The organism is Blautia hominis (genome assembly GCA_002270465.1).
Lineage (GTDB): Bacteria > Bacillota > Clostridia > Lachnospirales > Lachnospiraceae > Blautia > Blautia hominis.
The window spans coordinates 423,620-437,103 of the sequence record NQOF01000003.1 but is presented as its reverse complement, the minus strand read 5'-3'; the positions used below and the strand labels follow the sequence as shown (position 1 = coordinate 437,103).

Below are 13,484 nucleotides of genomic sequence, written 5' to 3'. Positions count from 1 at the left end.
TAGGACTATATTCCGGTGTTTTTTTAATATTTCTACCTATAATAGGACTTTATTTATAATTTTGTATTTTTTCCCGTATATGTAAGAAGGCTGTCTACTTATCGGCCGGCACAGATATGGTCACGGTTGTCCCTTCATGCTCCCGGCTTTCCACACGGATCCCGTATGCACTGCCATATAACAGTTTTAACCGGTCATCCACATTCTTGATCCCGATTCCACTGTAATGCTGTGCCTTTCCGTTTTTCTCATGCAGTTCACTGAGCTGTTCATCCGGTATTCCGATTCCATTGTCTATGATCTGAATCTGAAGTCTGCCTCCCAAGGTGCGTACCAGAATCTTTATGCTTCCCTCTGCCCCATAGGGAAATGCATGGAAAAAGGCATTTTCGACAAAGGGCTGGAGGATCATTTTGGGAATTCTGTATTCCTCACATCCAAACGTAACAAAATATTCCACCTGTATTTTATCACCATATCTGGTATTGTTGATCAGCACATAATTTTTCAGATTTTCAATCTCTTTGACTATGGGAATATATTCATCTGTATTGCTGATCGTATTTCTCAGTAGCGAAATAAACGCATCAATGGTCTTCGTTGATCTCTCAACATTTCCCTGGAAGATAAGCCACTTTATGCTTGCCAATGTATTATAGATATAGTGAGGATTGATCTGCATCTGCAGGGCTGAAATCTCTGCTTTCCGCTTCTCCTTCTGGCTGGTCATCAGTTCCTCTATGTATCGGTTCATCTCATCCAGCATTGCATTGTAGGTGCGGGACAGTTCTTCTATCTCCTTTGACCCGGTGAGGTTTATATGTTCGTCATATTTGGTTTCCCCGGCATTTGACATCTTATCCACCATCTCCGACAAAGGCTTTGCTGTCTGGCTTACAAAATAAAATATGATAATCCCCGTCACGGCCATGACCGTAACACAGATTGCCACGATCATGGGTACATTATACAGGTCCTCCAACGCCTTTTTACTGTCAATAATACCGTAAGCAGTACACTTGTAATATGGAAGTTCTTTCTCCAGGGTTATACTTGTATGCGGATTCTTATCTGGGACTTTTTCGCCCAATGATTCCTTGTCCGAGGAAGAGATGACAATACCTGCCTCATCTGCCAAATAGAATTCGGCGTAATCAGACGTAAAATAATCGTAATACTCCTTAAAATCTTTTTCTTTCAGCGTCACGTAAGCCACCCCATAAGGTGTTACGCTTCCGGGAGACCTCAGGGCTTTGACTGCCATAAGCACAGGGACATCTCTGGTTGTAGATGTATATCCGCTGTCTTTGAGCACATAGTGGGCAGTTTCCGGGTTTTCCATGGCGTATTTTGCCTCCTCTGACTCCATGATCTCATTCACAGGCGTTATGATCCGCTCCTCCCGGTCCAGATAACTGCCCCCGCTCTTACTCACCGCCATAACACTAATATCATCCATGCTGGACGGAATCGCTTTCTTCATATCCTGATCCGCACTGTATGCAATCTTAAATGCCTGCTGGGGATTGGAGTTCTCCTGCTGCAGATACAGCTTCAGATTCCAGCTTGAATTGACCTGATTGAACAGCTTCATCAGGTCCTCGTGATACGAATTCAGTTCATTCTCAATCCTGAAAAACACCTTTTTCTGGGACTCCCCGTAGGTATCCACAAAAACACTTTTGGATATGCTGATTATGATCACAGTGACCATTAAGATGCCGCATAGGAGTCCAAAGGTGACGACTGCCAAAATCTTTGTCACCATACTGTTGAGATATATTTTTTTCTTCATACGCATCACCGGATCCCACGTCTGTACATACTTGGCGTACTCCCAGTAGCTTTCTTGAACACCCGGCAGAAATAGCTTTGGTCCGCATATCCCACAGCCGAACCTATCTGTGCAATAGAAAGATTGGATCGCTCCAGGAATTCACAGGCTTTTTGGATACGGATATGGTTGAGATATCCGCTGAACCCCTCAGATATGTGCTGGTTAAAATACGCAGACAGATAGGAATAGCTGAAATTAAACTCCTCTGCAAGACTCTGCAGATTAAGCTCTTCCGCATAGTGCTCCTGTATATAGTCCAAAATTTTTCCCAGATAGACATTCTGATCGTCTTCTGTATTCACCATCACTTCCTCCAGCTTGTACAGCATTTCATCAAAAACTGCCAGGAAATCATCGCAATACATGACCTGCTCTATTTTCACAAAATACTCTCGTCTGATCTCTTCCAGTTCACGGATATGCTCTTCACAGCTCCCAATAAGATTATACAGAAGATTCTTTGTCTGGTTTTTAAGCTTAAACTCCTGCATCTGGTTATTTACTGCTCCATAAATATAAGAGCGGTACAATTCTATGGCCTCGTGATATTTGCATACAGCTATAAAAGATGTGAACTTCCTGAAATCAAATTTCTCCCAAGGCATTTTGCCTGCTGCCCCTGTTTCCTTTTTATAAAGATGCATTCCTCTGTTATAGAAAATCTCCTTCTCCACAACTTCGGACTCCTGATATTCCCTTTTCAGTTCCTCCATCCGCATATGGCGGACTCCCAGAACCCCCAAAACGCGTTCTGAAATCAATCCAAGCTGTCCCATGAAGACCTCCAGGGCATGGATAAGCTTCTCATCATCTTTTACGCTGTAATTCAGCACCACGCACAGAGTTTCCTGGCCGCGCAGGAATTTTAAATAGCTGCAGTATGTAATTCCTTTCAAAAATGATTCTACTTTCTCATAAAGGACCGGTGACATATCAATACCGTTACCATCCCTATAACAGAGTGGAAGCAGAAACAGCCTGTAACAGCTATGGGGAAATAGTCCCTGAAATGCCTCCGCATGTACGCCATTTTCCTGGGTCAGATAAGTTTCAAGTATGTCGTCAGCGCTGGATGCGGCTTTCCGTTTCAATTCCAGATCAGGAACCTTTTTCGCTGCCCTGCTCACGATCTTCAGCAGCTCCTCCGGATTAAGCGTTGGCTTCAGCACATAGTCCACGGCACCGTTTACAAGCGCTTCCCTCACATATTCAAAATTGTCATAACTGCTCAGCACAACAAGTTTGATATCCGGATACTCCCTGTTTACTATTTTAATAAAATCGAGACCGTTCATTACGGGCATAGCTATGTCACACAGGATAATATGGGGCTTTAACGCAGGAATCAGGTCAAGGGCCTCCTTCCCATTGGATGCCTCTCCTGCGATCACATACCCTTCCTCCTCCCACCTCATCATAAAGCGGATTCCCTGGCGCATGATGAACTCATCGTCTATTATCATAATCCTGCACACACTTTCCATAACCGTTCCCCCATCTCTTTCTTTTCTCTACGGCAGTTTCCGGCTCTGGCTCCATTCCCTGCCCCTGACTCCGTTCAGTATACAAAAATCCGGACATATCTGCTGAACACAACATGCCCGGATTTTCCATCCTTTCCTTTGAGACAAAGCGGGTATTTGCAATCCGCTTCGCTTCAGGTTAAAATGATTTGATTTTTTCTGCGGCAAACTGTAGGATCACAGCCGCATCACTGCTGTCTGCTATCCCGTTTCTGTCTACATCTGCTGCCTGCTGCTGTTCATCCGTAAATTCTGCAAGCTCCGCATTGTATTTCAATACCGCTGCAGTATCTTCTGTATCCACTGCACCATTTAGATCAACATCACCCATAAGGCGGGCTTTTAGGATTTCATCTATCAGTCTTTTTAATGCATTCCCAACACGTTCTTTATCTGCTTCAGCATCATCATAAACCACTTTGGTTTCATCTGTCAATCTCTGAAGCCCTGCTATACTGCTTTCCAGATATTTTTCCGCTTCAGACAGGATTTCTTCTGCTTTATCCAGAGCATTTTTCAGCTCTGCCTTGTCTGCTTTCCTCACAAGTGAAGTCATGGCCTCTGCCAGCAGCTCATAAGCCTGCCAAAGCCCGCCCTCATCTGCCTGACTGCTGCCTGACGCTGCTTTTGCAGCTTCCAGCGCCTCTTTCAGTTTCAGGATACTGGAAGGGGTATACTGCTCCTCTCTCTCCAATAATCCCTCTGCCTTCTGAATCAGAATATCAAGCCTGGTGGCCTCTTCCCTGGCCAGCAGTCTTGTCACTGCATCCATCAGCTCCCTTGCCGCCTGATTAACAGTTTCTTGATCAGCAGCTTCGCTGCCGTATACCTGCTGCGCTTTTTTAAGGGCAGCCCTCACTGCTTCTACGCTGTCACTGGTATATTGTTCCAAAACCACTTCATCACCCAGAATGGTATCTGCGCCCTCCATTGCGGCTTTAAGTCCTGTCTTCTGTACTCCGTCCTCCAGCAGATTACAAGCGGTCAGCAGTTTCAGGAAAACCTCATCTACTGCATTCTGGGACGCCTCTGGGTTTTCTTTCACAGTTCTCGCTTCTGCAAGGGCTTCTGCTGCCATCTTCCAGCTATCAGCTGTGTAGCAGTTATTCTCAGCCTGCTGTGCCTCCATCTTCTCTGCCATAAGGATTGCCAGATTGAGGCTGGTCATATCCGCTTCTGTCTGTACTCCTCCATTTAAATCCTCTATAGCCAGACGGATTTTTTCTGCGGCCAGATCTATGTCATTCTGTGCTGCGTCTGCACGGAAGAGCAGACTCCTGCCTGCTGCCGCGGCTTCATCCAGTACCGCCAGCTTTTCATTCTGATACGGATCTCTGTCAATTTCCTCCGCCTGATTGACTGCATCTTTCAGTGCCTGCAGCTCCAGTATATTCTGAATCCGTATGTAGGAAAGCACCGGATCTGGTCCACCATCAGCAGCTATTGTAATAGTGGCATTCCCCGCCCTATCACATGTGAATTCGTATGTCTCCTCATTCCATGGATTTCCGCTGTTCCAGGTATTTGTCTTTCCAAGCTCTATGGTTTCGCCACCTGTATTCAGAGAAACCTTCATGGGACGGTCTTGATTCCACCATTCTTTAAATCCGAGATTTAATCTGTATGTACTCTTCTCCAGAGGTACTGTATAGCTGATCGCCTGTCCCTGTCCGGCATACCACCCAGTATCATAATTGTCATTTATATCTCCATCGTATGCACCGTAATCTTCCATACGTCCCCAGGAGCCATCCGTGTACTTCCTGTCCGCTGTCTCATTGAGAAGGTCCGCATATCCGTCCACACGGTAATATTCCGGAGAATCAGGACTGTTGCAGTCTATAAAATACTGCACATTCTCCGGTACGATCTTCACATTTGCGGCAGCCTTCACCGAGGCTCCTTCCACAGAGCCTTTAAGCGTCGTATTCTCTGTAAAATCTATGCCTTCCAGATCCCAGACCACATCCTTTTCTATTCTGTTTCCCATGTTGGTCAGGGCATATACTTTTGTGGGAAGTGCAGGGGTTATACCGCTTACTGTGTATAGATCCCCGCTCTCCTCTATTTTTTCAATTCTCTCATCCAGAGTTCCTCTGACTACTTTGGCATAGTTCAGTTCCAAAAGCCTGTCTCCTTGTCCTTCAGCCTTGGTTATGGTGACCGTATGGCTGCCCTGACTGAGTTCGCCTGTATTATAGAGCAGTGAACCGCCGTCTTTGTTGTCCGCCGCCAAAGAAACCTGCTCTGCATCCCCTCCGTCTACCGATATATTTACCACGGCACCCTCCGGAGCTTTACTTCCGTAGATCAAAGCCTGTGTTCCTTCAAATGTGAGCGTTGCAGATGCGTTTTCCGCTGTGCTGTACTTACCACCCCCGAAATCCTCTGAGGACTCCCCCCAGGAATCTTCATAGGAAAACTTATCTATATCAGAAACCCATGATTCCCCAGGCATCTCCACATCTGCCTCCACGATCTCTGCATAATTTTCCGGATTGCATATACTGCTTCCATCTGCCGCTTTTATAACATAGGTAGAAACAGAATTCCACGGAAGTGTAACATCCAGCACACCATCTGTCACATCCTGTACCTCAGCCAGCTCACAGCTTTCCGAATCAGAAGTTCTGTACAGTTCTGCCTCTTCCGCACCGGGGAAAGCCCCCAGATCTACGGTATCATTTCTGTCATCACCGAAATTCTGGGCCACGATCACAAGCTCATCCCCCTGAGGAGAAATAGCTGCGCACATATTGGAATCGTCAATCTCGATCATGGTATATCCGGCTTTCAAATATTTACTATACTGCATCATAGTGTAAAACTGCTTGGTCACCGCCCAGTATCCTTCGCCAGGTACCCAGTCAAGCCGGCTGCCGTTTCCATCCACCAGATTGGTGTGGTAATCCGGTACCGGCTGTCCGTCTTTTTCAAAGACAGCATGGAGAAGCCCCCAGTTGGAATTGGTCTGCAGGCACTCATACTCACTGTCTGCCACCAGCCATGCGATCCATGCGGAAGACTGCAGTTCCTTTAAGTCCGCCATTATGCCTTCACTCTGGGAACGGGTATTGCCTGCCTCCATGGATTCATGGCACCCGTCATAGTGGCTGCCGCCTCCCTTTGTCACCTCAGACATCCAGAGCCCCTTATCGTACTTCCTGGCAATGCTGCGCAGCTCCCGTCTCTCGCTGTCACTGCCGCTGTATGTATGGGCACTTATGGTTTCCAGATTGGATTTCACATCATCATCCAGCCTGTTAAAAGAATTTATGGCATTCCAAAGGCTGGTCTCATCAGTACCCGTAATCCGCACATCATCCAGACTGCCCTGAAATTCATCTGCATTTAATGCGTACTGCATCTCACGGTAAGCTTTTGACTGCAGTTCCCCTGTATTAAATATACAGCCTTCCTGTTTGGTGCTTCCCTCATACCAATAGCTGGTGTCCGGCTCATTCAGCGGTTCCACATAAGATACTCCGGCACCGTACTTTGACTCCAGATTTTTGTCCACCCACTCCGTGGCTCTTGCCAGGTACATAGCAAAATCATCATAGCAGTCATCCTTCAGATTGTTGGGATCCCAGCCCGTACCACCTGTGGAGGTTCCCGATTTTGTCATATAATAAGGAGGCGAATTGGAAAATACTTTATTGATCACATCATTTTCCTGCCCCGTTTCTTCGGCGTAGGCTTTACGGTACGCATTTGCCTGCTCCAGCATCCAGAGCTGTCCCGCATCCTTCATCTCCTCTGTAGACTTAGCATAAAACTCTTCCGCCTGAAAGGGCGCTGTTCCGTCTGCTGTCCCCGTCATATCCTCTGTCCAGCCGGGGACCAGGCCTTCACATCTTTTGATACTGGAATCCTCTTTATCTCCGCCTCCCACATTATAGCGGACAACGTTCAGATTCAGATATTCAGGAGAAAATGCCAGCTCAGCGATTTCCTCCCGGTCAGGTCTTCCATCCCCGTTCCAGTCCGCATCTCCCCAGGAACCTATGGTATTCCCCCACCAGCAGAGAGAGGTTCCCCACCCTTCCAATGTCTGGTAATGGATATCCGGATCAACCGTTATATTCCCCCGCATATCTGCCTCTCTGTCAGCCATTACGGGCACTGCTGACGGTATTACTGCGGCTGCCCCCATCACGAACGCGGATATACCGGCCACTGTCTTTCTATATCTCCTTTTTTTCATACTTGTCTCCTGTCTTGGATGTATTATAAAACACAAGGGGCAGAAATCATTAAGCATTCCGCCTATATTTTCTGCCCCTTTTAAACTTAAAATTCTGTTATTTTCTCTGATGCATACTGAAGGATAGACGCTGCATCCATACTGTCTGCTGTGCCGTCGCCATTCACATCAGCCACCTGGCCCTGTTCCTCAGTAAGTTCACTGATCTCCACTACACTTTTCAATACTTCTGCAGAGTCTTCTGTGTCAATAGCCCCGTCTGTATTCACATCACCCATCAGGCGTGCTTTCAGGATTTGGTCAATGAGCTTTTTGAGAATTTCGCTGACTGTGTCCGCATCTGCATCATCACTGTCGAATACTGTCTGGGCCTCATCTGTCACAGCCTGCAGACCTGCAATGCTGGCTTCCAGATATCTTCCAGACTCACTCAGAATTTCATTTGCTTTATCCAGAGCGTTCTTCAGTTCCTCTTTGCTGCCTGTTCTTACCAGGGACGTCATAGCTTCCGCAAGCTTGTTGTACGCTGCGCTTATCTCAGCTTCTGATGCCTCTTTATTGCCATCCACCGTTTTTGCTGCTTCCAGCGCTTCTTCCAGCTTCTGCATACTGGAGGCCGTGTATTTATCTTTTTCCTTCAAAAGCTCTTCTGCTTTCCGGATCAGGATGCCCAGTCTTGTTGTCTCATCTTTTACCAGCATACCGGTAACTGCGTCCATAAGCTTTCTGGCCGCATTATTTACAGTCCCCTGATCCGCGCTGCTCTCCGCAAATACATGCTCTGCCTCTGTGAGCGCGGTTCTTACTGCTTCTATGCTTTCAGCTGTGTAATCTGCCAGTGCCGCTTCATCTGCAAGGACTGCCTTTGCACCTTCGATGGCTGCTTTCAGGCCCACTCTCTGTACACCGTTTTCCAGAAGATTACATGCTGTGATCAGTTCCAGGAATGTGCTGTCAATATCAGCCTGCGCTGCATCCGGATTCTCCATAAGTGTTCTTGCACTGTCAAGGGCTTTCTGGACTGCCTCCCAGCTTTCTGCTGTATAACAGTTGTTTTCCTGCTGCTCCTGCTCCATTTTCTCTGCCATGGCAATGGCCAGTTCCAGACTTTTGCGGTTAGTATCTACAGACGGTCCTTCACTTTCGCTGCCCATCATTCCAATCCAGCTTAAGACGGGATCGGAGTCGCCTGTTTTACTGATAGTCACTGTCACTTTTCCTGCTTCTGTGAGCTCAAAGGACTGAGCGATCTGCAGATCTTTGCTGTCATATGGCAGCGTAAAATCCTGTTCTCCCAGAACCTGCTCTCCCATGGTGATGCTCACTTTCATACCTCTGTCTGCATCCCACCATTCCTGGAAACCTGCTGCCAAAGTGTATGTCCCAGGCTGCAGATCAAATGCGTATGCAATGTTCTTTCCTTCTGCTGCCCACCAGCCTGTTTCCAAATAATTGCCGCCTCCGTGAAGCCCCATATCAAAATTGTCTGGTGATTCCGACTCAGTAACTCCGGTATACCCGGCCTTGTTTTCCTCTGTATATTTCCGGTCAGCGGTGTCGTTTTTCACTTTATTACCCAGTTCTTTTTTTACAGCGTCGAAGTATTCTGAGCTTTCTGCACCGCTGTCAAAGAAATAAAGGGTGTCTTTGTTTACGATATTCATTACATGGTCAAAACTTTTTCCCTTTTCGGTAAGTGTTCCTGTTACCGTTACGGTTCCGATCTTATCTTCGTCATAGCTGTCCATGCTCCAGGTCACCGGAGTTGTCTCCTCCTCTGTGCCGTAAGAGATAGTCACCTCTTCCGGAAGCTGTCCGATCACTTCGGAAACAGAAGACGCCGCTGTGGGGAGATCTGAAGTCACTTCAAAGATTCCTTTTCCGTTCAGGTCTTCCAACGTCCAGTTTTCGTATCTTCTCAGTGCGATCTGTTCATTTGGCTGGAATTCAACCGGAATCCATACATATCTCGATTCACTTAAATCTCCTGCATTCCATCTGTCACCCATGTAGATATACTGGCCCTTTTCTGCATCTACAGGGAATACACATGTACTCTGGGTGTCATATGTGGTACCGCTGCCCCAGTCTGTACAGGGGTCACCGATCTCTGTCCACGGTCCCATCGGATGGTCTGCCACCGCATATTTTGCCTGATTGGGGCTCCATCCGGTACATCCTGACGTAACTACATAATATTTATCTTTGTATTTGAACATCGCCGGGGCTTCCCGGGACCAGCCCTCAAAGTTACGGGTAAAGTGAACGCCTTCTTCCGCTTCTTCCCGCGGTACTTCCAGTCCTGTATACTCATCATTTAATCTTGACACAAACATGGTCCTGTTTCCCTCTGAGGAATAGATTACATATGCAGTCCCATCGTCATCTTTAAAAAGATTCATGTCGCGGACCGAACCACGGCCGTCCCAGCCATCGTACCCATGGTCTGCATTTGGGTCGTTGTGATAATTCAATTTATAACTTCCCAGAAGTTTGAATGGTCCTGTAGGGCTGTCGCTGATGGCAACACCTGCTTTGGCTTTTCCATAGTCAGCATCGCTTCCCGGATAACGGCCGTCAGCATGGAACCAGATAACGTATTTTCCGGTTTTATCGTTGTAAAGCATCTTTGGACGTTCCATAACGCCATTGTTTTTGTCCAGATCCACAAAAATCTCTTCCTGCTTTTCCACACTTTCATTTCCATATAATTCATTGAAATACGGATCTGTCTCAAACTGCTCCGGACTCTCCATCGTGCGCAGTACCACACCTTCGTCCGTCCAATTATACAGATCTTCCGAACTGTACATATGGATGCCGCCAACCGGACGATAGTCATTGGTCTTATCCTCACCAATCCAGTACCACTTGGTCACACCATCTACTGTCAACTGCTGTATCTGGCCTCCGTGAGCCTGGATCTGGTTTCCGTTGGTATCGTACATGGTATCTCCTGCCACACCTGTGATGGAATCGTATGTTGGAACTTCCTTCTGCTGTTCATCTACAGCCCTTACTTTTACATAGTTAAGAATGGGGTCCTGCTTGTTGCCTGTTCTTCTGGGAGATTTTATCTCAAGATTCAATTCCCCGTCCGTAACCTTTGTGGTGAATGTTCTATATACCCACTCGCCGTAATTTACGGATATATCCGTGGCAACTGTCTCTCCTTCCAGCATGACATTTACCAGGCGGTCGTCCCAATAATGTTTAAATGCCACAGACACCTCGTAGGTATCTTCCTCTAACCCTTCAACCGGAGTATCCGGAACCTCAAAGGAATATCCAAGTGCACTTTTATACTTATCAAATGTCACGCTGTCTGACATGTAAATAAAGCTGTTTCCAATGTCTGAAGCGTCATCACCGTTGTTCACAGCGTCGGAGTATTCATTTGCAGGATTACGGCCCCAAGTGGTTCCGGCTGCCTCATCCACCCCATACTCCTGATCCATATTGGACTGCAGTACGCCCATGCGCTCTGAATCCTGATTGGGAACAACCGTGGGGTCCGGAGTACCGCAGTTTACGGTATAGAGTACATTATCATTTTCTTTGATCAGTTCATATGTCAGTCCCTGCCCGTTTTCCTGCTGTACCTGAGGTGTATCCTGCTCCGCCGCCACGACCGGCATTGCCGGTGTTACAACGGATACACTCATAGCGATCACGGATATTCCGGTGACTGTCTTCTTGAAACATCTTTTGCCTTTCATAAATACCTCCATTTTATATAAATTTTTATTGCTTGTTCTTCCTTGTCCATGTGCACCCTGCCAGAACTGCCACAGCCCCTGCGCCTAAGAACAGATATGCGGCAACCGGTGTCTCATCACCTGTCTTCACACTCCCCTTTTTTGTGCTGCTTTTTCCCCCACTGTTAGAAGAAGGTTTTTTATCGTTGTCTGTCTTGTTCTGGTTCTTTTTATCATTGTCCTGTCCACCGGGTTTTTCTGCCTGTTCTTTCCCCACGGTATAGACAATTTCCGGAGTTTCTGTTTCCAGGTCCCCATTGTCCCCTGACAGCTTCTCTGCTTTTACCTGAAAAGTAATCTCATCGCCTTCTTTTACCCCGTCTTTCAGCTTAAATCCCATATCCAGCAGGCTTCCGTCAGAAGGTATACTCTCTGCCGATGCAAATGCAACCACCATCTCTCCCTCCGGTTTATTACCTGTCAGACAGTCATTCACTTCCAGCATTGTTCCGGAGAGTGCTTCTCCGGCTTCACTTGGTGTAAGCGTCAGTTTCTCCGCATCATAGAAGATACGCAGCTTTCCATTAGTTACATTGTCACCGTTTTCCATCTTACAGCTCACATCGAGTGAGCGTTCACCAGCATGGTAGTCTGCCACTTCCATAAAGATTTTCGGTGTTTCCGCCGCATGTACCCATACGGACTGGGTGACGAGCATCATGGAAAAAAGGCCGATCCCGGCTTTGATCCTTCTTTTCATTTTACCTTCTCCTCCTTAAGATATTGGTTTCCTGGCTCTCGCAAAATCTCGTTTTCTACTGTGCTGTGGCTGCTTCTGCCTGTGCCTGATAATCATTTAAGGTGCTGTCTGCATCAGCGCCGCCCACAATGGCCTGGACTGCTTTTGTCATTAAATCTTCAATGGCATATGTATTCAATCCATAATTTACCGAAGGTACACGAGCTGTCCACGCAGCGAAATCCTTAAAGATCTCCTGTCCGCCGAAAAACGCGTTCCCTTTTTTATAATTTTCAGCTTCGGCTGCTGCATTCATGGTGCTTACCAGAGTGATGTCTGCTGCCAAGGTATTCATCAGTTCTACACTGCTGGCGAATGTCTTTTTCAGAAAATCTTTTGCTGTTTCTTGATTTCCAACATTTTTCAATACATACCATCCGCCTCCGCCGATGGAGGATGCATTGACAGAATCTTGGTTGGCTTTCATTTTCGGAAATTCAGCCACTGCCCACTTTCCGCTCTGGTCCTCCGCTTTCTGGATAGACGGCGCAACCCAGCACCCTGATATAACAGATGCGACTTCACCGTTGTTAAGTGCTCCTACAAACTGATTCCAGTCCGATACCTGTTTTGTACAGTCCGAATCCACTAATGCTTTGTATACCCCAATAGCATCTTTTAAAGCTTTGTTACCAGCTATTGTGACTTCGCCCTTATCTCCTGTATACCAGGCGCCTGCACTCTGCATCATCATCCTGACTTGTCCGATGTCACTTGGATCCAGTGTGCACATTTGAACGCCGCATTTTTCTTTTACGGCTTTGCCAATCTCCATGTATTTTTCCCAAGTCAGGTTCCGCATGTCTTTCTGTGTAAAACCAGCCTGTTCAATGTAGTCTTTTCGGTAGAAGGTAGCTGCCACACCGCTGTCAAAGGGTACCCCGTATATCTTCCCTCCTGTCTGACATACTGCAGTCTTATATTCCGCAAAATCCTCTGCTTTTACTATGTCGGATAAATCCGCAAATTCATCCTGATATAAAGTCAGGTATCCCTGTGCCTTGTAATCCTCAATGAGTACAATATCAGGAAGTCCTTCATAGGAGGAGGAAGAAAGGCTTGTGTTCAACTTTGCTACGATGTCATCCTGTGCCATGGTCACGATGTTGATCTCCACATCAGGATTTGTTTTCATATATATATCCCTGGCATTCTGTGCAGCTTTGATATTAAATGCTTCATCCCAGGCCCAGATCGTCAGCTCTTCTCCTGCCTGGTCGTCATTGTCATTTACTGTTTCTTTTTTATCCCTGCCTTTTTCTGCGTTTCCTTTATCTGAACTGCCACATGCTGTCACACCTAAAATCAAGGACGCCGTAAGCAGCATGGCAAATACTTTCTTCTCTTTCATTTTATTCTCCTAATATTTAACAGGATGTTTCGTTTTGTACTGTCATTCTACCATACCATGCCGATAAAA

General features: G+C 46.7%; 6 protein-coding genes. All 6 read right to left on the bottom strand.

Translation table 11 applies throughout. The features are described from left to right. Window positions 1–94 precede the first annotated feature (94 nt). Complete coding sequence (locus CI595_RS12520) at window positions 95–1,795, bottom strand: cache domain-containing sensor histidine kinase (protein WP_162291872.1); 1,701 nt, start codon at window positions 1,793–1,795, stop codon at window positions 95–97. Between the two features lie 5 nt (window positions 1,796–1,800). Further along, complete coding sequence (locus tag CI595_RS12515; protein ID WP_095173599.1) at window positions 1,801–3,321, bottom strand: response regulator transcription factor; 1,521 nt, start codon at window positions 3,319–3,321, stop codon at window positions 1,801–1,803. Between the two features lie 178 nt (window positions 3,322–3,499). After that, window positions 3,500–7,567: a glycoside hydrolase gene (locus CI595_RS12510; RefSeq protein WP_162291871.1), complete on the bottom strand. Its 4,068-nt coding sequence runs from the start codon at window positions 7,565–7,567 to the stop codon at window positions 3,500–3,502. A gap of 86 nt (window positions 7,568–7,653) precedes the next feature. Continuing rightward, window positions 7,654–11,286, bottom strand: a complete 3,633-nt coding sequence (locus CI595_RS12505) for a family 43 glycosylhydrolase (RefSeq protein WP_095173597.1) — start codon at window positions 11,284–11,286, stop codon at window positions 7,654–7,656. 25 nt (window positions 11,287–11,311) lie between these two features. Continuing rightward, entirely contained in the window at window positions 11,312–12,025 is a 714-nt protein-coding gene (locus CI595_RS12500) for a hypothetical protein (RefSeq protein ID WP_095173596.1), read from the bottom strand. Window positions 12,026–12,080: 55 nt separating this feature from the next. Further along, complete coding sequence (locus CI595_RS12495; protein WP_095173595.1) at window positions 12,081–13,415, bottom strand: ABC transporter substrate-binding protein; 1,335 nt, start codon at window positions 13,413–13,415, stop codon at window positions 12,081–12,083. Between the last annotated feature and the right edge of the window lie 69 nt (window positions 13,416–13,484).